This window comes from Dietzia natronolimnaea (assembly GCF_002289575.1).
GTDB lineage: Bacteria > Actinomycetota > Actinomycetes > Mycobacteriales > Mycobacteriaceae > Dietzia > Dietzia natronolimnaea_A.
Map to the genome: position 1 here is coordinate 119,720 of NZ_NTGA01000012.1, position 22,411 is coordinate 142,130.

Below are 22,411 nucleotides of genomic sequence, written 5' to 3' on the forward strand. Positions count from 1 at the left end.
GCCCGGCCGATACCCGGGGGTAGCGTCGACGGCATGACGGACAGCGAACCGACCAGCTCGTCCGGGGCCGACGCCGCCGCCCCCGGGACCCGCCTCGAGGCCACGCGGGTCATCGCGGCGCCGGCGGACCGGATCTTCGCCGTGCTCTGCGATCCGGACGGTCACGTGGCCATCGACTCCTCGGGGATGCTGCAGTCCGCCGAGGGGTCGGTGGTCACGGCCCCGGGCGACCGGTTCGTCGTCCACATGGACCGGGAGTCACTCGGCGACTACGACCTCGGCCGGTACGACGTGACCGTGATCATCACCCGGTACGTGCCGGGCGAGGAGATCGCCTGGACCATCGACGGCCAGATCAGGCCGCCCATCGGCCATACCTACGGGTACCGCCTGACGCCGCTCGGCGAGAGGACCGAGGTCGTGAGCTACTACGACTGGTCCGAGGCCCACCCGAAGTGGCGCGACTCCGGCATCCTGCCGGTGCTGGACGCGTCCGCGCTCAAAGCGACCCTGGGCATCCTTGAGCGGGCTGTCCGGAGAGGATACGTCCGTGGCTGAACCGACCTCCCCCGGCCCGACCCCGCCGCGACCCGAACCGGCGACGTCCCGGGAGATCACGTTCTCCCGGGGTCGCCTCACATTCCGGGCCATCGATTCCGGACCGGTCGACGGCGCGGTCGTGGTGCTCCTCCACGGCTTCCCTCAGCGCACGAGCAGCTGGAACGCGGTAATTCCCCACCTCCACGCGGCCGGGTTCCGCACCCTGGTCCTGGACCAGCGAGGCTACTGCTCCACCGCCCGCCCCTCGGGGCGGCGAGCGTACCGGCTCTCCGAGTTGGTGGGCGACGTCCTCGCCCTGCTCGACAGCGCGAACCTGCCCGCCGCGCACGTCGTCGGCCACGACTGGGGCGCGGCCGTGGCGTGGGCGGTGGCCGCCGGGCATCCCGACCGGGTCCTGTCACTGACGGCGGTATCGGTGCCCCACCTGGCGGCCTTCCGGCAGGCCATGTTCCTCTCCGACCAGCTGCTCCGGTCCTGGTACATCGGACTGTTCCAGCTCCCCTGGCTGCCGGAGCGGCTGCTCTGTTCGCGCGGCGGCCTGCCGGACCGGGCACTTGCCGGGATGGGTATGACGCCGGAGATGATCGCGCGCTACCACGGCGAGATGGTCGCCGACGGTGCCGTGCCCGGCGGACTCGGGTGGTACCGGGCGCTGCCGCTGGCCTCGCCCGGGAAGGCCACCGCCCGCGTCCGCGTGCCCACGACGTTCGTCTGGAGCGATCACGACCCGGCCCTCGGTCGCGGTGGCGCCGAGCGGACGGCCCGGTTCGTGGACGCGGACTACCGCTTCGTGGAGATGAGCGGCGCGAGCCACTGGATACCGGAGGAACGCCCCGAGGAGTTGGCCCGCGAGATCGCCGCGCGCGCCGGAAGCTGACCCGCCTCACCGACCGCGCCTCGCCCCGGGTGCGCGGCCCCGGGTGCGCGGCCCCGGGTGCGCGGCCCCTTTGGCCTATGCGGGCGGAATGTCAGGCTGAGACCCGGTTACGCGGCGGGATCGGTCCCGACACGCCTCGCAAGTCCGCGGGCGCCGCGTGAGTCCCGCGCGGCCCGCGGTGGTGCGGGCGCCGAGGCGATGGAGCGGCCGCGGGTCTCGCGGCGCTCGGCGGGTCAGTCCTCCCCCTCCCACGGCGGCGGGATCACGGCGGCGACCGCCGCAGCGGCCAGGGCGACGCCGCACCCAAGCAGCAGGCCCACACGGAAACCGGTCTCGGTGGGGACGAACAACCCCCCGAAGTCCACCGACATCTGCGTGAGGATCACGCCGAGGACCGCCGCGGCGGTGGTGGTGCCGATCGAGCGCATGAGCGTGTTGACGCTGTTGGCGGACCCCATCTCGGAGTGCGGCACCGACGACATGATGAGCGCGGGCATGGCGCCGTAGGCCAGACCCACCCCGGCGCTGGTGATGACGGCCGCGATCATGACGCCCCACGTCGACCCCATGAGGAACTGGGCGGAGGCGTAGCCGGTCGCGATGACCAGCGATCCCAGGATGAGCGTGGGCTTGGGGCCGCGGGTGGTGATGAGCCGTCCGCTGAGGGGGGACACGGCCATCATGGCCAGCCCGCCGGGCGCGATCCACAGTCCCATCGCGACCATCGACTGGCCGAGACCATGACCGGTGGCCACGGGGAGCTGGAGGATCTGCGGGATCACCAGCAGCTGCGCGTAGAGCCCCATGCCCACGAGGATCGAGGCGATGTTGGTCAACAGGACCGGTCGCCGGGCCGCCACCCGCAGGTCGATGAGCGGAGACGGGTGACGCAGGACCCACCAGCCCCACACGGGGAACGCGACGGCGGCCAGGACGAACAGTCCGAGGGTCAGAGGGGAGGCCCAGCCCCAGTCCGCGCCCTTGGACACCGCCAACAGGAGCGCGATCAGACCCACCGCGAGACCCAGGGCGCCGACGGGATCCAGGGTCCCGTCGGGCTTGGCCGCCGGCAGCGACCGGATGCGCAGGGCCATCATCGCGATGATCCCGAGGCCGAGCACGGCCGTGCCCCAGAACATCCACTGCCAGGAGCCGTACTGCGCGAGGGCGGCCGCCGCCGGGAGCCCGAGCGCACCACCGACCCCCAACGAGGAGCTCATCAATGCGATCGCCGGGCCGAGGCGCACGGCGGGCAGGACCTCACGCATCGTCGCGATGCCGATCGGGATGACCCCGATCCCCACGCCCTGGAGCGCCCTGCCGATGAGCATCGGCCACAACGAGGTGGCCAGGGCGCACAACACGGACCCGACGACCATCACCGCGGTGACGCCGATGAGGACGTTCTTCTTGGGGTAGAGATCGCCGAGACGCCCCATCACCGGGCCGGCCACCGCTCCGGCGAGCAGGGTGACGGTGACGACCCACGCTGCGTTGGTCGCCGACGTGCCGAGGATGGCGGGCAGCATGCCCAGCAGTGGGATGACCAGGGTCTGGGTGAGGGACATGACGATGCCGCCGAAGGCCAGAACGAGGACCAGCCCGTTCTGCTCCGCACGAACGGCGTCCCCGCCCCGAGTCCTACCGCCCATCGTCGTGTCCTTCCAGAGACCTGTAGTCGGACATTACAGACAGGTGTCGACCGCGTTCGCTCCCGACCCCGCGCTCTTGTGGTCCGCATCACCCGGTGCGAGCATGACCAGTGTGAACATCACCGGAACGTCCCGGCGGTCCGCCCGCCGTCTCCCCGTCACCGTCGTCGCGACTCTCGCTGCCACGGCCGTCGCCTCGTCGGCCGCCCTCGCGGCCCCGGCCACGGCGCACGCCCAGGGCTCCTCCGAGGCGGTCGTCCAGGTCCTGCCCGCCCCGAACCGTCTGGTCGCCTGGGGCGGGTCTCCCACCGGTGCGTGCGCCGGCGCCGTGTCCACCTCACTCCGGGGCGACGGGTATCCCGGTACGGCTAGTGTGAGCTGGGCCTTCGCGGTCGCGGGCGTGGGTCCGTGCGCCCTGACCGCCACGCTGTCGTGGCGCAACCTGGACACCGGCGCGAGCGGGGAGAAGGTCGCGCAGATCCCCCACCCCCGGTTCTCCCTCGGGGTCCCGGACCCCATCGCCCACCCCTACGACGCGATCATCTCCACCGGATCGGGTCGGGTCGAGTACCGCCTCACCACAACCGGGGGAGCCGTGGCGGGGCCGATCGTCGTCGACACCGCCGCGTACCAGGGCTGATCGGGGACCAGGAGCGATCAGACCAGGAGGCCCTCGGACGCGCGTCGCCAGTCCTCTACCGGCGGGGCCAGGACGTTCTCACCGAGCACCTGCACGAGCACCGTGGAGGCGCCCGCGTCCAGGTGCTCCTGCACCCGGACCCGCGTGGCCTCGATCCCCCGGGTCACCAAGGCCGCCTGCAGGCGGTCGCTGCCGCCGCGGATGTAGTCGGACTCGTCGAAGCCCTGGCGGGTCCACGAGTTCCGGTAATTCGGCAGTCCCGTGTAGATGTTCAGGTGGTCCCGGGCCCGCGACCGCCACAGCTCGTCGTCGTCCTCTACACCTGCGGCGAGCACCGCGGCGTGTTCCACCACCAGCGCCGGCCCGTCATCCCCGGACCCGCCGAGGATCTCGCGCGCCCGCGCGGTGTGCTCGGGCAGGGTCAGATACGGGTGCGCTCCGGAGGTCCGGTCCCGGGACAACTCGAGCATCTTGGGCCCGAGCGCGGCCAGCACCACCGGCGGCATGGTGTCCTCCCCCGCCGCCATGGGCTGGGAACGGTCGAGCGCGTCGAGGTACTCGCGCATCGCCGACAGCGGGCGACCGTAGTGGTGTCCGCGGTGCCGTTCCACCAGCGGGGCGTGGGAGACCCCGAGGCCGAGCACGAACCGACCGGGGTGCAGGGCCTCGATGGTGCGCGCGGCCGCGCCGGCGGCCGAGGCGTCCCGTCCGTAGATGTTCGCGATTCCCGTGCCGATGGCCATGCGGCTGGTGGCCGACAGATAGAGCTGCGCGGCGGTGAACGCCTCACGCCCGACGGCCTCCCCGAACCACAGCGACCCCCAGCCCTGGTCGTCGAGTTCGCCGAGCAGGTCCGGGATCCCCGCCGGCGGCACGCCCTCAAGCGAACCCGTCCACAGGCCGACCCTCCCCAGCTGGGCGCGACCGGCCCGGTTGTCGGCAGCCCTACTGTCGTCAGCCCGGTTGCCGCCGGCCCGCTCGTGGTCAACCCGGTCGTGGTCAGCCCGATCGGTCGCATCGTGGGGGGAATCGCTCATGCACCCGAGTGTGCCCGACTGTGCGAGCTGCTGTGCGCCCTGAGTGCTGCGAGGCGTTTCACGCCGAAACCACGCCCCGCCCGACGGGGGCGCGGCAGACTTCAGGCGGAACACGTTCCAGCGGCGCCCTGGGACACCGAGGAGATGAGACGTCGATGTTCGAGTGGTCCGAGACCGACCTGATGATCCGAGAGGCCGTACGGGGCTTCATCGACAAGGAGATCCGTCCGAACCTGGACGCCCTGGAGAGCGGGGAGATGACGCCGTACCCGATCATCCGCAGACTGTTCGCGGAGTTCGCGATCGACACCATGGCCGCCGACGCGGTGAGCAAGATGCTCGCCGGGCAGCGTGCGCGGGAGGCGGGCGCGTCGGAGACCTCGAGCGGAGCGATCGAGTCGAGCGGGTCGGGCGGGGCGTTCGAGGGCCAGGACTCGCTGATGGCGGTGGTGATCAGCGAGCTCGCGGGAGCGTGCATGGGCCTGGTCTCCGCGCTCGGGGTGAGCATCGGGCTGGGCGCCACGACGATCATGTCGCGCGGCACGTTGGCGCAGAAGGAACGCTGGCTGCCGGGCATCGTGACCATGGAGAAGGTCGCGTCGTGGGCGATCACGGAGCCGGACTCGGGGTCGGACGCGTTCGGCGGGATGCGGACCTACGTGCGGAGGGACGGCGACGACTACATCCTCAACGGCCGCAAGACGTTCATCACCAACGGCCCGCACGCCGACGTGATGATCGTCTACGCCAAGCTCGACGAGGGCGCGGCAGCCGGTGTCGACGACGGTGCCGCCGCGACCGCCAAGCGGGACCGCAGGGTCCTGACCTTCGTCCTGGACACGGGGATGGACGGCCTGACCCAGAGCGCCCCGTTCAAGAAGATGGGCCTGCACAGCTCCCCCACCGGCGAGTTGTTCTTCGACGACGTCCGTCTCGGCCGCGACCGCCTCCTCGGGGAGACCGAGGACCACCGGGGTGGCGACGGGCGGGAGTCCGCCAGGTCCAGCTTCACCGCCGAGCGCACCGGTGTGGCGATCATGGCGCTGGGGATCATTCAGGAATGCCACCGGCTCTGCGTGGCCTACTCCCGGGAGCGGACCCTGTGGGGCCAGGAGATCGGACGCTTCCAACTGATCCAGCTCAAACTGGCCCGGATGGAGGTGGCGCGGATCAACGTGCAGAACATGGTGTTCCAGTCCATCGAGCGCGCGCGGGCCGGGAAGCCACTCACCCTGGCCGAGGCGTCGGCCATGAAGCTCTATTCCTCCGAGGCGGCGACCGAGGTCGCGATGGACGCGGTTCAGCTCTTCGGAGGCAACGGGTACATGGCCGAGTACCGGGTCGAACAACTCGCCAGGGATGCCAAATCGCTCATGATCTACGCCGGTAGTAACGAGATCCAGGTGACCCACATCGCCAAGGGGCTGCTCTCGCGCTGATCATCCGGATGACGTCCCCGCGGCCCGCCCGTACCGTGGACTCACGCCGGTAGCCGGAGGTGGTGTCGCATCGAGTCGGAGAGTTCCGCCCACTGGTCCCGGCTGGTCGGGGGCGCGCGCCGACGCGGGTCCGAGTCCTGGGCGAGGGTCGTCCGGTACTCGCCCACCCTGCTTCTCGCCGCGACGGCCGCCGGCCTCGCCTTTCTCCTCGCCGAGCTGGTGTTCGGCCCCCAGAACGCGGTCTTCGCGCCGATCGCCGCCGTGGTCGCGACCGGGCTCTCGGCAGGGCAGCGGCGGGTCCGGGCGCTCGAGATCTCCACGGGCGTGCTCCTGGGGATCGTGGCCGCCGAACTCCTGGCCCGGTGGTTCGGTGTCGGCGCGTGGCAGCTCACGGTGGCGGTCCTCGCGGCGACCACCGCTGCGGTGGCGTTCCGTGCGAGTGGCCTGCTGAGCAATCAGGCGGCGGTCGCGGCAGTCGTCGTCATGGTCCTCGTCCCCGTCCTGGAGACCGGCCCGTGGATCAGGCTCGGTGACGCGGTGATCGGCGGCGCGGTGGCGGTCGCGCTGACCTCGGTGGTCCCCCACCATTCCCGCCACAGGGTCACCGCGGTCGCCGCCCGGCACCTGGATCGATTCGCCTCCGTGCTCACCGCCCTGCGAGACGACCTCGCCGCCGGGTCGCTGATCGGCACCGAGCGGCGGCTCGAGGAGATGGACGACCTCGCCGCCGCCCGCCAGGAACTCCTCGACGCCGCATCCGCCACGCGGGAACGTCTCCCCGCGGGTCCCGGTCGCGCACGTGCCGAACGCCGGCGGGCGCTGCGGGCCTCGGGGAGACTCGGCGACCGGGTGGTGCTGCTGGTCACCTCCGGGCGGGCGCTGTGCCGGGCGGGAGCGAACCTGGTCCGCCACGGCGACCCCGTCGACCCGGTCGTCGTGGACGCGCTCGACCACCTGGTGTCCGCCGTGGAGGAGCTCCGCCGATGGACCACCGGCTCCGGGGACGCCGAACTGGTCCGCCGCCTGGCGCTGGACTCGGCGATCTCGGCCTCCTCCACCTATGCCACACCGAGCTCGCCGGCCGTCAGCGTGGCGGTGGGGCAGATCCGGTCGGCCGTGATCGACCTCCTCCGGATCACCGGGATGTCTCAGGTCGAGGCCGTGGCGGCGCTGGAGGCGGCCGCCGGCCGGGCCACCCGGCCGCCCGTCGGCCCGGCTGTCCCCGTCCATGCCCATCCGCGTGCCGACTCGCATCCCGACCCGCGTGCCGGTGGCGGATACGAGAGCGTTACGTACGTTGGAAATATGAGCACCACACGCGATATCACACGACGTGCCGAGGAGATGACCAACGAGAGCGGCGGGTTCCCAGCCCAGGAACAGCAGCCCCCCGGGCTCAGCTCCGAGATGACCCCGGTCCCCGACCACGGGGAACACACCTATCGCGGATCGGACAAGCTCCGGGGCATGAAGGCCCTCATCACCGGCGGCGAGTCGGGGATCGGGCGAGCCGCGGCCATCGCCTACGCCCGCGAGGGCGCCGACGTGGCGATCTCCTACCTTCCGGAGGAGGAATCCGACGCCCAGGACACCCGGGGCTGGATCGAGGACGCGGGGCGACGGGCGGTCCTGCTGCCCTGCGACCTGCGCGACGAGACCCAGTGTCGGCAGATGGTCCGGGACGCGGCGCAGCAGCTCGGCGGACTGGACATCCTCGTCAACAACGCCGGCTACCAGCACGCGCGCGGCGAGGGTCTGGAGACCATGGACAGCGAGAACATGGACCGGGTCTTCAAGACCAATCTCTACGCCACCATCTGGGCGAGCCAGGAGGCATTGGAGCACCTCGGCCCCGGGTCGTCGATCATCACCACCACGTCGATCCAGGCCTACCAACCGGCCCCGCCGCTGCTCGACTACGCGGCCACCAAGTCGGCCCTGAACAACCTCACCGTCAACCTCGCCTCCGAACTCGGGTCCCGGGGCATCCGGGTGAACGCGGTCGCCCCCGGCCCCATCTGGACGCCGTTGCAACCGGCCACGCAGCCCGGCGAGAAGCTGGAGGAGTTCGGGTCGGACACCCCCCTCGGCCGCGCGGGACAGCCCGCGGAGTGCGCTGGCGCGTTCGTCTTCCTCGCCTCGCCCTCGGACGCCGGCTACGTCTCGGGCACCGTGCTCGGCGTGACCGGCGGCAAGCCCGTTTTCTAGAGATGGCGAGCCCGACACGCAGTACACCCCTGGAGGACTACGCGCTGCTGTCCGACCTGCGAACCGGAGCGCTCGTGTCGCGGGACGGGAGCATCGACTGGCTCTGCCTGCCCAGATTCGACTCCCCCGCCGTGTTCTCGGCCCTGCTCGACGGACCGGAGGCCGGCCGGTGGCGCCTGTCGGTGGTCGACGGTGAGGTGCTCGACCGCCGCTACATCCCGGAGACCTTCGTGCTCGAGACGACCTGGCGGTCCCCGTCCGGCACCGCCCGGGTGACCGACTGCCTCCTGCGGAGCGAGTCGCAGGGGGATCTGATCCGCCGGGTCGAATGCCTCGACGGCGAGGTGACCGTCGAGCACGACCTGCGCCTGCGGTTCGACTACGCACGGGCCACGCCGTGGACCCGGGAGATCGCCAGAGACGGGGAGCACCGAGCGCTGCTGGCACTGGCGGGGCCCGACGGCATCCTGGTGACCGGGCCGATGCTGCGGTGGCCCGACGAGGACGACGACGACTCGTCGCCCACCGACGACACCCACGCCGACGTGCGAGACGACGAACGATCTCAGGAGGGTGGGCGCGCCCGCCGACTCGAGGGGACGTTCGACGTCCGCGCCGGGGAGCGGCTGGACTGGGACCTGACGTGGTTCCCGTCCCACGCAGACGTGCCCGACCCGCCCGAGGCCGACGAGACCATCGCGGCGACCATCAGCGCCTGGACCGAGTGGTCGTCACAGCTGGAGGTCGACTGCGATCCCCGGCCTGAGGTGACCCGGTCGCTGCTCGTCCTGCGAGCGCTCACCAACCTGGACACGGGGGCCATCGTGGCCGCGCCGACCACCTCACTTCCCGAGTACTTCGGCGGCGAGAGGAACTGGGACTACCGCTACACCTGGCTCCGCGACGCGGCGTTCACCATCGAGGTCGTGGTGGCACACGGGCTCACAGAGGGCGCCGAACTGTGGCGGGACTGGCTCCTGCGTGCGGTCGCCGGTGACGTCGACGACGTCAAGATCATGTACGGCCTGGGCGGGGAGCGCCAGCTGATCGAGATGGAGCTCGACCACCTCGACGGCTACGAGGACTCCCGTCCGGTGCGCATCGGCAACGGAGCCGCCGACCAGTACCAGGCCGACGTCGTGGGGGAGGTGATGATCGCGCTGCACGACCTGCGCGAGGCCGGGGCCCACGAGGACGAGTACACCTGGGGGTTGCAGAAGGGTCTCCTGCGCTACGCGGAGAAGCACTTCGACCGGGAGGACCACGGCATCTGGGAGATGCGCGGGTCCACCCACCACTTCACCCACGGCAGGGCCATGATGTGGGCCGCCTTCGACCGTGGCGTCCGCGCGGTCGAGGAGCACGGGCTCGACGGCCCCGTCGAGCGGTGGCGTGAGTTGCGGTCCCGCCTGGCCGAGGAGATCGACGAGCACGGATACGACTCCGAGCTGGGCAGCTTCACCCAGACCTATGACAACTCCGAGGTGGACGCCTCCCTGCTCCAGCTCCCCCACACCGGGTTCCTGGACTACGACGACCCCCGGATGCTCGGGACGGTGGCGTGCATCGAACGGGACCTCGTCACCGAGGAGGGCTTCGTCCACCGGTACCGGGTCGACAGCGGGATCGACGGCCTGGAGGGCGGCGAGTACCCGTTCGTCCTGTGCACCTTCTGGCTGGTCGAGCAGTACGCCGGGAGCGGCCGCATCGATGATGCCCAGAACCTCATGGACACCATGGTGTCCCGGGGCAGCGACCTGGGGCTGTTCTCCGAGGAGTTCGACCCCGAATCCGGCCGCCTGGCGGGGAACTTCCCCCAGGCGTTCAGCCACATCGGGTTGATCCGGGCGGCCGACGCCCTGCAGGCGGCCCGGAAGGGACGAGAGGAAGGCGAACGATGACCACGTACGGATTCCACGCCTCGCACGAACAGATCTCCCCGGGCAGGTTGCTGCGGGACGTCCAGCAGGCCGAACGGGCGGGCTTCCGCATCGCGATGTGCTCCGACCACTTCTCCCCCTGGTCCACCCGCCAGGGCCATTCGGGCTTCGCCTGGTCGTGGTTGGGTGCGGCACTGGCCACCACCGACATGACGTTCGGTACCGTCTGTGCGCCCGGCCAGCGCTACCACCCCGCCGTGGTCGCCCAGTCGTCGGCGACGCTGGCGGAGATGTTCCCCGATCGCTTCTGGGTGGCCCTCGGCAGCGGCCAGAACATGAACGAGCACATCACCGGCGACAAATGGCCCGACAAGGCCACCCGGCAGGCCCGCCTGGAGGAGAGCGTCGACGTCATCCGCCGCCTGCACCGCGGCGAGGAGGTCACGCACCACGGTCTCGTCGACGTCGAGAAGGCGCGGGTGTACTCACTACCCGAGACGCCACCCCGGATCATGGGCCCGGCGCTCACCCCGGAGACCGCCGCGCGGGCGGCGAACTGGGCCGATGGACTCATCACGATCAACGACGACCCGGAATCGGTCCGGCAGATCATCCAGTCGTACCGCACGGCGGGGGGCCGGGGCCCTCTCGCCCTCCAGGTCCACGTGGCCATCGAGGACACCATGAGCCGCGCCCGCGAGGTCGCCCGCGACCAGTGGCAGAACCACGCCGTGGACCCACCGGTCGCCTACGACCTGCCCACCCCCGAGGAGTTCGACCTGGTCGCCCGGTACATCCCCGACGAGAAGATCGAGGAGACCGTGATCGTCACCGACTCCGTCGACCACCTCGTCGCCCGGCTCCGCGAGTTCGAGGACCTGGGATTCGACGAGATCTACCTGCACCACGTCTCCCAGGACCAACTCGGGTTCCTGGAATTGGCGGAGCAGGAGCTGCTCCCGGCGCTCGCTCGCGGTTGACCTGAGGACCAGACGACGTAACGTCGCGGACATGGCCACTGAGATGTTGCACACGTACATGCAGGACCACCACGCCGGGGCCGCCGCCGGGGTGGATCTGTTCCGGCGTGTGGCGCAGGACCACGAGGACCCGGAGATCCGTGAGGTCGTCGCCCGGATCGGCGACGAGACCGAGGACGACCTCCACAGCCTCGAGGAACTCATGACCCTGGCCGGAACGTCTCCGTCGGCACTCAAGGACCTGCCGGCGCGGGCGGCGGAGAAGCTCGGTCAGCTCAAGCCCAACCAGCGGTTCGCCCAACGATCCCCGCTCAGCGATCTGCTCGAACTGGAGGCGCTCACGATCGCGGTCCGGGGCAAGGAGTTGGGGTTCCGGGCCCTGCTGGACATAGGCGACCCGCGGCTGCCCCAGCCGACCCTGGAGGCGCTGGTGGAGCGCGCGGTCGAGCACGGCGCGCAGCTGGAGAAGCTTCGGCTGAAGTCCACGGGAGCGCTCCGCGAGAGCTGAGCTGGGCCCCGGGAGTACCGTCTCGGGAATGAGGTTCTCGCAGGTCGACGTCTTCTCCCCCGTCCCGTTCCGGGGCAACCCCCTCGCCGTGGTCCACGACGCGGACGGACTGTCCGGCACGCAGATGGCGACCATCGCCAGGTGGACCAACCTGTCCGAGACCGCCTTTCTACTAGCGCCCACCACCGAGGCCGCCGACTACCGGGTCCGCATCTTCACCCCGGCCGGGGAGCTGCCGTTCGCGGGCCACCCCACCCTCGGTTCGTGCGCGGCGTGGCACGAGGCAGGGGGCCGGCCCCGGATGCCGGGCAGGGCCGTGCAGGAATGCGGGATCGGATTGATCACCGTCCGCGACGAGGGGGCCGGAGACTGGTCGTTCGCCGCGCCGGAGTTGATCAGGTCCGGACCCCTCGGCGAATCGCAGGTGGAGCGGCTGGTGTCGGGCCTGGGCCTGAGCCGCGACGACGTGGTGGACCACTCCTGGGTGGACAACGGCCCCGGCTCGTGCGCGCTGCTCCTGCGGGATGCCGAGACCGTTCTCGCCGTCAGGCCCGACATGCAGGCCCTGGCAGGGGACCGGGTGGGAGTCCTCGGCCGCTACCCCACGGACCCGGCGGACCCGGCCGAGGTCGATGTCGAGGTCCGCTTCTTCCCGTTCTCGGCCGGGATCCCGGAGGACCCCGTGACGGGGAGTTTCCAGGCGGGGTTGGCCGTGTGGCTCACCGGCAACGGCACGCTGCCGCAGCGCTACACCGCCCGGCAGGGCACCGTGCTCGGCCGCGAGGGACGCGTGGCGATATCGGCCGGGTGCGACGACGCTCCCGGCACCGGCATCTGGGTGACCGGTCATGTGGCGCACCTCGTCACCGGGGAGATCCGGGCGGTTTGACCGGCTCTCGGCATCCCGCCGGGCGACGCCGGCGGGCGCGGCTCAGCGCATCTCGCCGGCGCCCACATAGGGGTTGAGGCTGATCGTGGGCCTGCCCTCGGCGAATCGGGAGAGTCGGCAGTCCGCCGGGTCGACCCCCGACATCGTCGTCGTCCCGTCGAGGAGCAACTCCGCGACCAGTCGACCGACCGCGGGCGACATCTTGAACCCGTGCCCCGAGAAGCCGACCGCCAGGAACAATCCGTCGAGGGGTGACGGGCCGATCACGGGGTTGTAGTCGGGAGTGGTGTCGTACGCCCCCACGTAACTGCCGGTGATCGCCGGATCCGGCATGTCGGGAAGGCGGTGCATGAGCCGCTCCACGACCTTCTCGACCGTCGTGTCGTCGGCTCGGTTGGAGTAGGAGTCGGGATCGATGTACTGCGGCGAGTGGTGGTCGGAGTTGCCGGCGAGGATCTCCCCGTTGGGCTCGCGGCACAGGTACTGCAGGCCCACCAGGTCCGACAGCGTGGGCACCTGCTCCAGCGGTTCGCCCTGATCCACCAACACCAGTTGCGCGCGCTGGGCCCGGACGGGCAGGTCCAGACCGACGGTGGCGCCGAGCTGCGGCGCCCACACCCCGGTCGCGAGGATCACCTGCTCGGCATGCACCGTGCTGCCGTCCGCGAACTCGGCTCCCACCACCCGGTCGCCCCGCCCCCGCAGCAGCGACGTGACCCGGGTGCTCTGGCGGACCCGGACCCCGTGTCGGCGGGCGGCGGCCGCGAACGCCATCCCCGTCATGTACGCCTCCCCGCGACCGCCACGTGGCTCCCACGCCGCCGCGGCCACGTCGTCGACGTTCAGACCGGGCCACAACTCCGCCATCCGGTCCGGCGGGATGAGTTCGGTCTCGATGCCCAAGCTCTGCTGCATGGCCACGTTCGCGCGCAGCGGGATCACGTTCTCCTCGCCGACGATCACCGCGTACCCGCACTGGCGGAACGCCATGTCGTCGCCCAGCAACCCGGTCGCATTCTCGAACACCGGGATGCTGTGCCAACTCAGGGCCGCCATGGTGGGCGAGCCGTAGTGGCAGCGGACGATGCCGCTGGACTTGCCGGTCATGCCGGAGCACAGGGTGTCCTTCTCGACGACGAGGACGTCGGTCTCGCCGCGCTCGGCCAGGTTCCAGGCGATCGACAACCCTTCGAGTCCCCCGCCGATCACGAGGAACTTCACTGTGTCGGCCGGGTGCGCTGTGTCGGTCATGGGGATCACTTTCTCGTGGTGTGCGGGTCAGGCGGCGTCGGGAGCCGGGAGGTCATCGCAGGTGAGCAGGTCGGCGAGAACGTCGGCCAACGCCTCGGCGCCCAGTTCGGCGTCGGCGTCCTCCACGTGCTCCTCCGGGGAGTGCGACACCCCGGAGGGGTTGCGGACGAACAGCATCGCGGTGGGGACGTGCGCGGCCAGGACCCCGGCGTCGTGACCCGCCCCCGTGGCCAGGACGGGGACCCCGGGCAGGTCGTTGAGCAGTCGGTCACGGAACACCGGGTCGAAGGTCACCGAACCGCTGAGCGACTCCTGCACGATCGAGCTCCCGCAGCCCTCGCGCGCGGCCGCCATCGACGCCGCCTCCGCGATCTCGTGGACCATCCGGGCGGTCACGGCGTCGTCGGGGTGGCGCACGTCCAGCCACAGGTCGACCCGGGAGGCGATGACGTTGGTGCCGCCGGGGGTGGGCACGATCCGTCCCACGGTCGCCCGGGCCCCCCGGTGTGCGCGGGCGATGCGCCGGACGTCGAGAACGGTGCGGGAGGCCGGGATCATCGGGTCGCGGCGGTCCGCCAGCAGCGTGGTCCCGGCGTGGTTGCCCTGGCCGGTGAAGCTGATCCGCCAGCGCCCGTGGCCGATGATGGACGAGGCCACCGCGACCGGATTGTCCAGGTCGATCAGACCCCGACCCTGTTCGACGTGAAGCTCCACGAATCGGCCGATCCGTCGAAGCGCCTCCTCATCGCGGCCCAGTCGCGACGGGTCCAGCCCGTTGGCGGTGCACAGCTCGGCGTAGGTGGTGCCGTCGTCGTCGGTCAGGCGCGCGGCGGTGGCCGGGTCCATGGCGCCGGTGAGGAGCAGCGAACCCAGGCACGCCCGCCCGAACCGGGACCCCTCCTCCTCGGGGAAGACGGTCAGGGCCAGGGCCCGCCGAGGTTGCACGCCCCGGGCCTCCAGCAGGTCGACCGCGACCAGCGCCGAGGCGACGCCGAGCGGGCCGTCGAAGGCTCCTCCCCCGGGTACGGAGTCCAGGTGGCTGCCGGTGACGACGGCGTCCTCCAGCAGATGGCCGCCCGGATTCCACCAGGCCCAGATGATCCCGTTGCGGTCGGTCTCGGTGTCCAGACCACGCGCGGCCGCCTCGGCCAGGAACCACTCGCGCAGGTCCAGTTCCGCGCGGGAGTAGACGGGGCGGCTGTACCCGCCCCGCGTCGGGTCGGTCCCGACGTCCGCGATCGCGGACATCAGCGAGGTGACGGTGGTGGCGACCGGGATGGTCATGACGGGCTCCTCGGTGGTCCGGACGGCCCGGACGGTGCGGAAGGTACGGGAGTGCCACGGCCGCCGGAGGGGGCGGCGCGGCGTGGGCGGCGTGGGTGAAGCGGAGCGGGCTGGACGGGCTGGCCTGGGCGGATCAGCCGTCGACGCCGTCGGGGTAGGCGGTCACCGAGAGGAAGCGGATGGGCAGTTCCAGCATCGCCACCGGCCCGTGGACGCCCTCGCCGTCGATGAGCAGGGAGTCCCCCGGACGGAGTCGGTATTCGGACTCGGCATGGTGGTAGATCATGTCCCCGGAGAGCATGTACAGCAGCTCGGTGCCGGGATGCTGGAAGCGGGGATGCGTCTCCGACTCGGCGGTCAACGTCACCAGGACGGGTTCGATCCGCTTGTTGGGTCCCCGCAGCGCGCCGAGCAACTCGTAGTCGTGGCCCACCGAGGTGCCGCGGCCCACGATCGTCGCCCCCTGCCCGTCCGGGGTGAACACGGCGTCGCGTCGAGTGTCCGCGCCGCGCAGCAGCGAGGTCACCGGCACGTCGAGCCCGGTGGCGAGCTTGGCGAGCATGTTCAGCGAGCAGGACGTCTGCGCGTTCTCGATCTTGGACAGCATCGCCTTGGAGATGCCGATCCGCTGTGCCATCTCCGCGACCCCCAGGTTCTCCGCCAGACGCAGTCTGCGGACGTGGAACCCGATGATGCGCTCGAGATCGTTGCCGGTGGGCACGTCCACGGGGAGCTCACGGGGCGCCGCCTGGTGGACGACCCTCCGCTCGTCATCCCGCCCGGCTGCCATGTCCTCGACGGTAGTCATCGTCGCCGCCCGGCGGAAGTCGCCACCCGCAACCGGCGCGGGTCCGGCACCGGTCCGGTCGTCCGGCACGACGGTCATCTACAGCTCCCGTCCCGCGCGGCCGGGGATCCAGTCGGTCCCCGCCAACGGCACGCGCGCCATCGCGGCGGCCTCCATCGTCAACGCCACCAGGTCGTCCGGCTCCAGGTGGGTCAGGTGGGACTTACCACAGGCCCGGGCGATCGTCTGCGCCTCCATCGTCAGCACGTGCAGGTAGTTGGCCAGGCGCCGGCCGGCGGCCTCCGGATCGAGTCGTCTCGCCAGGTCGGGGTCCTGGGTGGAGATCCCGGCCGGGTCACGCCCGTCCTGGAAGTCGTCGTAGAACCCCGGCGCCGAGCCGAGTGCGCGGTACTCCTGCTCGTACCGGGGGTCGTTGTCCCCCAGCGCGATCAGTGCGGCCGTCCCGATCGCGACGGCGTCGGCGCCCAGGGCCATGGCCTTGGCCACGTCCGCCCCCGAGCGGATCCCTCCGGAGACGATCAGCTGCACCTTCCGGTGCAGGTCCATCTCCTGCAGTGCCTGCACCGCCTGCGGGATCGCGGCGAGGGTGGGGATGCCCACGTGCTCGATAAAGACGTCCTGCGTGGCGGCGGTGCCACCCTGCATCCCGTCCACGACCACCACGTCCGCGCCGGCCTTCACCGCCAGCTTGACGTCGTAGTAGGTGCGGGTCGCGCCGACCTTGACGTAGACCGGCTTCTCCCACCCGGTGATCTCCCGCAACTCGAGGATCTTGATCGCGAGGTCGTCGGGGCCGGTCCAGTCCGGGTGCCGGCAGGCCGAACGCTGGTCGATCCCCCGGGGCAGGGTCCGCATCTGTGCGACCCGGTCGGAGATCTTCTGGCCCAGGAGCATGCCTCCCCCACCTGGTTTGGCTCCCTGCCCCAGGACCACCTCGATGGCATCGGCCTTGCGGAGGTCGACGGGGTTCATCCCGTAGCGCGAGGGCAGGTACTGGTAGACGAGCTTCGAACTCTGGCCGCGCTCCTCCGCCGTCATCCCACCGTCACCCGTGGTCGTGGAGGTGCCCGCGGCACTGGCCCCGCGTCCGAGGGCCTCCTTGGCCTGCGCCGACAGGGCACCGAAGCTCATTCCCGCGATGGTCACGGGGATGTCCAGGTGGAGGGGCTTGGTGGCGTGTCGGGTGCCCAGGGTGATGTCGGTGTCACAGCGTTCGCGGTATCCCTCGAGCGGGTATCGCGACATTGAGGCGCCCAGGAAGAGCAGGTCATCGAAGTGCGGCACCTTCCGCTTGGCACCCCAGCCGCGGATGTCGTAGATCCCGGTCGCGGCCGCGCGCTGGATCTCGTGGATCACCGAACGCGGGAAGGTGGCGGATTCGCGCAGGGTCGGGTCCACCGTCGCGGTCGGGATCTGCGGTGGGGTGGCCTGGTCGGATCGGGTGTGTCCGTCGAAGGGCATGTCGGGCTCCTGTGGTCAGAGTCGGCGAGCGGTCAGTAGGCGGAGGCGTTGTCCACGTCGAAGGTGTAGAGCGTGCGGGCGGAGCCGTAGCGCCGGAACTCCTCGGTCGAGACCCCGGTGACGGCAGCACGGTCGAGCAGCTCCCGGAGCTCGGTGTGGTGTTCGGGCCGCATCTCCTTCTCGACGCAGTCGGCGCCGAGGGACTCGACGCGACCCCGCACGTAGATATGGACCTCGTAGAGCGAGTCGCCGAGGGCGTCGCCGGCATCGCCCAGGACGACCAGACGCCCGGCCTGGCCCATGAAGCAGCTCATGTGACCGATCGAGCCGCCGACGACGATGTCCACGCCCTTCATCGAGATGCCGCACCGGGCGCCGGCGTCTCCCTCGATCACCAGCAGCCCACCATGGGCCGTCGCCCCGGCCGACTGCGAGGCCGACCCGGCGACCCGCACCGTCCCCGACATCATGTTCTCGGCCACCCCGACCCCCACGTTCCCGTTGACCGTGACGTGGGCACCGTCGTTCATCCCGGCGGTGTAGTACCCGGTGGGCCCGTCGATCACGACCTCGTCCGGCTCCGTCAGGCCCACAGCGAGCGCGTGCGCCCCCCGGGGAGCGGTGAGGAGGTATCTGCCGGTGCCGTCGGACTCCTGGAGGATCCGATTGGTCTCGCGCAGCCCGGCCTCCCGGACGTCGATCACCTGCGGGGCGGCGGGCGGCGCGTCGCCGACGGGGCCGAGGTCCCTCGGCGCGAAGGCCTGTTCCGGCGTCACGGTCATCGTTCTTCCTTTCGGGTGGGGACTCCACCGCGTGCTGGTGGATGGGATGCGCAGGGGACGGGCTCAGCGCCGCCAGTGGTACACGCGGCCCGGTTCGGGTTCGAAGAGACGGGCGTTGTCGATGCCCGGGAGGTGCGCCATCGCCCGGTACTCCGAGGCCATGGCGACGTAGCGGTCGGTCTCGGCGATCACAGCCGGCTTGCAGGCGATCGGGTCCCGCACCACCGCGAACTCCTCGGCGGTCGACACCAGCAGCGTGTAGAAGCCGTCCAGGACGCCGGCCATCTCGGCCAGTGCCTGGTCGATGCCCGCCCCGAGGGCGATCTGGGCGGCCACGAACCGCGCCGCGACCTCGGTGTCGTTGAGGGTGTCGCAGTGGATGTCGCGTCGGGCGAGTTCGCGCCGGACCGAGGCGTGGTTGGAGAAGGACCCGTTGTGGACGATGCACTGGTCCGGACCCACCGAGAAGGGATGTGACCCGGCGGGGGTGACCGCCGATTCGGTGGCCATCCGGGTGTGCCCCACGCCCTGCCATCCCGAGGCCCCCGGTAGGCCGAAGCCCGAGGCCAGGTCCAGTGGCAGTCCCACGCCCTTGAGGACGGCGAGCTCGGTGCCCAGGCCCACCAGGACGGCCTCCGGGAAGGCCGTGCGGACGGCGGAGGCCAGGGTCTGCGGGTCGGTCCCGGCGGTCAGGAGGACGGTGGCACCCAGCTCGCGGCCCGATACCTCGCACCCCAGGTGCCCACCGACACGCGAGGCCAGGGTCCGGGCGTCGACGCCGTCGGTGAGGTCGGCGAGCACGGTGACGGTGGCCGATCCGGCCGGGGTCCAGTCGGGGTTGCCGTAGACCGCGACGCCGGCCGAATCCGATCCGCGGTCGGTCATCTCGCCGAGCATGGTGGTGAGCAGGTCGCCGAGCCGGGGTTCGAGATCCGGGTCGCGCAGGTGGAGTCCGACGATGCCGCACATGGGGGGTTCTCCTGGTGTCGTGGGGTCTGGGGGTGGTGTCGGGTCGAGCGATACGGCCGCGCGGCGGGGGCCGCGGTGCGTCACAACGCGGTCAGGTACTCGTCGATCTCCCACTGGGTGACCGTGTTGTGCCAGGAGATGAACTCCTCGCGTTTGAGATCCGCGTAGTAGTCGGCGACGCCGTCCCCGCCGATGTCCAGTGCGGCGCGGACGACCTCGTCCCGGCCCAACTCCTCCACCGCGTGCAGCAGGGTCGGAGGAAGGGTGTGGGTGGCCTCGCTGACCGTGGCGGGGACGCCGGGGTCGAGATCCCTCCGCACCCCGTCGAGGCCGGCGGCCAACTGCACCGCGACGGCGAGATAGGGGTTGGCGGAGCCGTCGCCGCCGCGGAGTTCCACCCGGTTGCCGTCGGGCACACGCAGGTAGTGGGTGCGGTCGTTGCCGCCGTAGGTGGCGTCCGTGGGCGACCACGTGGCCCCCGACGCCGTCGTGCGTGCACCGATACGTTTGTAGGAGTTGATGGTGGGGCACAGGATCGCGTGCATGCCGGCGGCATGGGTGAGCACGCCGGCGATGAACGAGTACGCCATGGGTGAGAGCCCGAGCCCGTAGGAGTCCTCGCCGACCGCGGGGAACACCGGGTGCCCGTCGCGCCACAGGGACATGTGCAGGTGCATTCCCGATCCGGTGCGGTCAGAGAACGGCTTGGGCATGAAGGTCGCGATCATGTCCCGCTGTTCGGCCAGCATGGAGATGATGTAGCGCAGCGTCATGACCCGGTCGGCGGTGACCATCGCCTCGTCGTAGGCGAAGTTCTGCTCGAACTGCCCGTTGCCGTCCTCGTGGTCGTTGGCGTAATTGGCCCAGCCGAGGACGTTCATCGCGTCCGAGACCCCCGCGAGGTGCTCGAACATGCGGGTCACGCCCCGGGCGTCGTAACACGGGTGCGACTCGTCGTCCTTGGGGTCGGCGGTGTGCAGCGACCCGTCATCGCTCCTGCGGACCAGGAAGTACTCGACCTCGGCCCCGACCTTGAGTTCGAGGCCGTCGGTCGCCGCGTCGGCGAGCATCCGTCCCAGGATGACGCGCGGGGCGAAGCGCCACGGCTCCCCGTTCACCCAGGGATCGCAGTGCACGAGCGCCAGCCCGGGTTTGATGAAGTCCAGGGGGGTGAAGGAGCGGGGGTCGGGGACGACGAGGAGGTCGGGGTCCCTGGGCTGTTGGCCGATCGCGTCTGCCGCGTATCCGGCGAACCCGAGCTCCCCGGCCTCGAGCTGGTCGACCGCGGAGGCCGGCACGAGCTTGGCGCACGGCTTGCCCCTGAGGTTGGTGAACACGGCCAGCACGAACCGCGTCCCGGTGTCCGCGACCATCCGGGCGAGGGTGCCGGGGGCGCTCAGGTGGTCACGGTCGGAGTCGAGCGCCGGGAACGACGACTGCCTGGTCGCGCCGTTCGCGCGGTCGGCGACCCCGGCGGAGGGGTCTGCGGTGACTGTCATGACGTCTCCTGATCCACTGTTTCTGCTTGGTGGTCAAAATATACTGCGACTAAACGGAAGGTTGGTTACCTCGGTGTTACGGATTACCGGCCGCCCGGGGAGTTGTTGAACTGGCCTGATCACGCAAACTCGAACCCGAGGCCAGGTGCGCCCACCGCGCGGTAACCGAATGGCAACGAGCGCGGTACCTGACAGAAAGCAACAAAGGTTCACACTGTGAAACGCACGGTCCCCACGTCTCCCCGCCCGGGAGTGGCCTCAGAGGAAAGAGACAGACATGGACGTAGCCATTGCGGCGGCAGACACCGCCTGGGTGCTCGCGGCCATGGTCGCGGTGGCCTTCATGGTCCCCGGCCTGGCCCTGTTCTACGGCGGCATGGTCAGCATCCGCAGCACGCTCAACATGATGATGATGACGATCGGCGCGGTCGCCGTGATGGCCGTGCTGTGGGTCCTGATCGGCTACTCGCTGACCTTCGGAGACTCGGTCGGGGGCGCGGGCCTGCTCGGCGACCCGCTCGAGTACCTGGGACTCCGGGGCATCATGGCCGAACCCGCGACCCCGGGCCTACCACCCGCCCTGTTCGCCGGGTTCCTGCTCCTGTTCGCGGGGATCACCGTCGCCCTGGTAGCCGGCGGCGTGGCGGACAGGATGCGCTTCTCCACCTGGCTCGTCTTTGCCGTCGTGTGGCCGGTGCTGGTGTTCTTCCCCGTGGCCCACTGGGTGTTCGCGTTCGATTCCGACGACGGTTCGGTCACGGGCGGGTGGATCGCCAACAATCTGGGGGCCATCGACCTGGCGGGCGGCACCGCGATCCACATCAACGCGGGGGTCGCGACCCTCGCCCTGGTGCTCGTGCTCGGCCGACGAGCCGGCTTCCCCGCGATCAGCAGGCCACACAGCGTCCCCCTGACGTTCCTCGGCGCCGGAATGCTCTTCGCCGGGTGGATCGGTTTCAACGCCGGCTCCGCCGTCGCCGCGGGCAACACGGCCGCGGTGGCCGCGCTCAACACCGTGGTCGCCGGACTGTGTGGCGCACTGGCCTGGATGATCACCGAGCAGGTCCGCGCCAAGCACCCCACCACCCTCGGCGTGGCGTCCGGGCTCGTCGCCGGACTGGTGGGCATCACCCCGGCCGCCGCCGCGGTCAGCCCGCTCGGCGCCATCGCGATCGGCCTGATCTGCGGCGTGGTCTGCCACTACGCGGTGGGCCTGAAGTACCGCCTCGGGTACGACGACTCCCTCGACGTGGCCGGACTCCACATGGTCGCGGGCATCATCGGCACCCTGCTCATCGGTGTGATCGCCGATCCCGCCTCCCCGGCCGGTGAGGCGGGCCTGCTCTACGGTGGCGGGTTCGGGCAGCTCGGCGCCCAGACCCTGGCCACCGCGGCCGTCCTCGCCTACTCCTTCACCGTCACCCTGCTCATCGCCTTTGTCCTGGGCAAGACGATGGGCCTGCGGGTCACCGAGGAGGACGAACGGGAGGGCCTGGACAAGGCCTACCACCGCGAGATGGCGTACTTCCAGGACGTGCTCGAGAGCGACGGGCTCGAGGGCGGCGCACTCGAACCCGACGGGCTCGGGACCGACGCCGTGCCGGTCGGCGAGGCCGGGGAGACGGAGGCGGCCACGGCGTCGCCGTCCAGATCCTCGTCGTCCAGGTCCTCGTAGTACAGGATCCT

General features: G+C 70.9%; 19 protein-coding genes. 10 read left to right on the plus strand and 9 right to left on the minus strand.

Translation table 11 applies throughout. From position 1 onward, the window contains the following. Positions 1-33: 33 nt before the first annotated feature. Together CEY15_RS06395 and CEY15_RS06400 are read left to right on the plus strand one after the other, a co-directional pair. Positions 34-558, plus strand: coding sequence for an SRPBCC family protein (locus CEY15_RS06395; RefSeq protein ID WP_017835413.1), 525 nt, complete (start codon positions 34-36; stop codon positions 556-558). Continuing rightward, positions 551-1,438 carry an alpha/beta fold hydrolase gene (locus tag CEY15_RS06400; RefSeq protein WP_095717760.1) on the plus strand — a complete coding sequence of 296 codons (888 nt, stop codon included), beginning with the start codon at positions 551-553 and terminating at the stop codon, positions 1,436-1,438. The genes CEY15_RS06395 and CEY15_RS06400 overlap by 8 nt, the downstream gene beginning before the upstream one ends. 233 nt (positions 1,439-1,671) lie before the next feature. On the opposite strand, the gene CEY15_RS06405 is transcribed toward CEY15_RS06400, so the two are convergent. Beyond that, positions 1,672-3,090 carry an MFS transporter gene (locus CEY15_RS06405; protein ID WP_095717761.1) on the minus strand — a complete coding sequence of 473 codons (1,419 nt, stop codon included), beginning with the start codon at positions 3,088-3,090 and terminating at the stop codon, positions 1,672-1,674. 103 nt (positions 3,091-3,193) lie between these two features. On the opposite strand from CEY15_RS06405, the gene CEY15_RS06410 reads away from it, so the two are divergent. Next, positions 3,194-3,730, plus strand: coding sequence for a hypothetical protein (locus tag CEY15_RS06410; RefSeq protein ID WP_245847323.1), 537 nt, complete (start codon positions 3,194-3,196; stop codon positions 3,728-3,730). 17 nt (positions 3,731-3,747) lie between these two features. Here CEY15_RS06410 and CEY15_RS06415 read toward each other — a convergent pair whose 3' ends face one another. Next, positions 3,748-4,767, minus strand: a complete 1,020-nt coding sequence (locus tag CEY15_RS06415; RefSeq protein WP_017835409.1) for a TIGR03620 family F420-dependent LLM class oxidoreductase — start codon at positions 4,765-4,767, stop codon at positions 3,748-3,750. A gap of 155 nt (positions 4,768-4,922) precedes the next feature. On the opposite strand from CEY15_RS06415, the gene CEY15_RS06420 reads away from it, so the two are divergent. From CEY15_RS06420 to CEY15_RS06445, 6 genes are all read left to right on the plus strand, one after another. Next, positions 4,923-6,206: an acyl-CoA dehydrogenase family protein gene (locus CEY15_RS06420; protein WP_095717763.1), complete on the plus strand. Its 1,284-nt coding sequence runs from the start codon at positions 4,923-4,925 to the stop codon at positions 6,204-6,206. 168 nt (positions 6,207-6,374) lie between these two features. After that, on the plus strand, positions 6,375-8,414 hold the full coding sequence (locus CEY15_RS18945) for an SDR family oxidoreductase (RefSeq protein ID WP_281254054.1): 2,040 nt from the start codon (positions 6,375-6,377) through the stop codon (positions 8,412-8,414). A 2-nt stretch (positions 8,415-8,416) separates the two neighbouring features. Further along, the gene (locus tag CEY15_RS06430; RefSeq protein WP_095717765.1) at positions 8,417-10,315 is read left to right on the plus strand and encodes a glycoside hydrolase family 15 protein; all 1,899 of its coding nucleotides are present in this window, start codon (positions 8,417-8,419) and stop codon (positions 10,313-10,315) included. Continuing rightward, positions 10,312-11,274, plus strand: coding sequence for a TIGR03885 family FMN-dependent LLM class oxidoreductase (locus CEY15_RS06435; protein WP_095717766.1), 963 nt, complete (start codon positions 10,312-10,314; stop codon positions 11,272-11,274). Before CEY15_RS06430 ends, CEY15_RS06435 begins: the two co-directional genes overlap by 4 nt. Before the next feature lie 31 nt (positions 11,275-11,305). After that, positions 11,306-11,782 (plus strand): hypothetical protein, encoded by a 477-nt coding sequence (locus CEY15_RS06440; RefSeq protein ID WP_095717767.1) that lies wholly within the window; start codon positions 11,306-11,308, stop codon positions 11,780-11,782. Positions 11,783-11,810: 28 nt separating this feature from the next. Further along, positions 11,811-12,671 (plus strand): PhzF family phenazine biosynthesis protein, encoded by an 861-nt coding sequence (locus CEY15_RS06445; protein WP_095717768.1) that lies wholly within the window; start codon positions 11,811-11,813, stop codon positions 12,669-12,671. 42 nt (positions 12,672-12,713) lie between these two features. Here the strand turns inward: CEY15_RS06445 and CEY15_RS06450 are convergent, their stop codons facing one another. From CEY15_RS06450 to glnT, 7 genes are all read right to left on the minus strand, one after another. Then, positions 12,714-13,922, minus strand: coding sequence for an NAD(P)/FAD-dependent oxidoreductase (locus tag CEY15_RS06450; RefSeq protein ID WP_095717769.1), 1,209 nt, complete (start codon positions 13,920-13,922; stop codon positions 12,714-12,716). 27 nt (positions 13,923-13,949) lie between these two features. Next, complete coding sequence (locus tag CEY15_RS06455) at positions 13,950-15,206, minus strand: allantoate amidohydrolase (RefSeq protein WP_095717770.1); 1,257 nt, start codon at positions 15,204-15,206, stop codon at positions 13,950-13,952. A gap of 133 nt (positions 15,207-15,339) precedes the next feature. Beyond that, complete coding sequence (locus CEY15_RS06460) at positions 15,340-15,996, minus strand: helix-turn-helix domain-containing protein (RefSeq protein WP_031264431.1); 657 nt, start codon at positions 15,994-15,996, stop codon at positions 15,340-15,342. A 96-nt stretch (positions 15,997-16,092) separates the two neighbouring features. Next, positions 16,093-17,475 (minus strand): FMN-binding glutamate synthase family protein, encoded by a 1,383-nt coding sequence (locus CEY15_RS06465; protein WP_245847325.1) that lies wholly within the window; start codon positions 17,473-17,475, stop codon positions 16,093-16,095. Positions 17,476-17,507: 32 nt separating this feature from the next. After that, complete coding sequence (locus CEY15_RS06470) at positions 17,508-18,257, minus strand: protein glxC (RefSeq protein ID WP_217987084.1); 750 nt, start codon at positions 18,255-18,257, stop codon at positions 17,508-17,510. A 63-nt stretch (positions 18,258-18,320) separates the two neighbouring features. Beyond that, entirely contained in the window at positions 18,321-19,226 is a 906-nt protein-coding gene (locus CEY15_RS06475; protein ID WP_095717771.1) for a glutamine amidotransferase, read from the minus strand. Positions 19,227-19,306: 80 nt separating this feature from the next. Then, positions 19,307-20,599, minus strand: coding sequence for a type III glutamate--ammonia ligase (gene glnT, locus CEY15_RS06480; protein WP_245847343.1), 1,293 nt, complete (start codon positions 20,597-20,599; stop codon positions 19,307-19,309). A 403-nt stretch (positions 20,600-21,002) separates the two neighbouring features. Here glnT and CEY15_RS06485 point away from each other — a divergent pair, with 403 nt between their 5' ends. Then, entirely contained in the window at positions 21,003-22,400 is a 1,398-nt protein-coding gene (locus CEY15_RS06485) for an ammonium transporter (RefSeq protein ID WP_095717773.1), read from the plus strand. Positions 22,401-22,411: the final 11 nt, after the last annotated feature.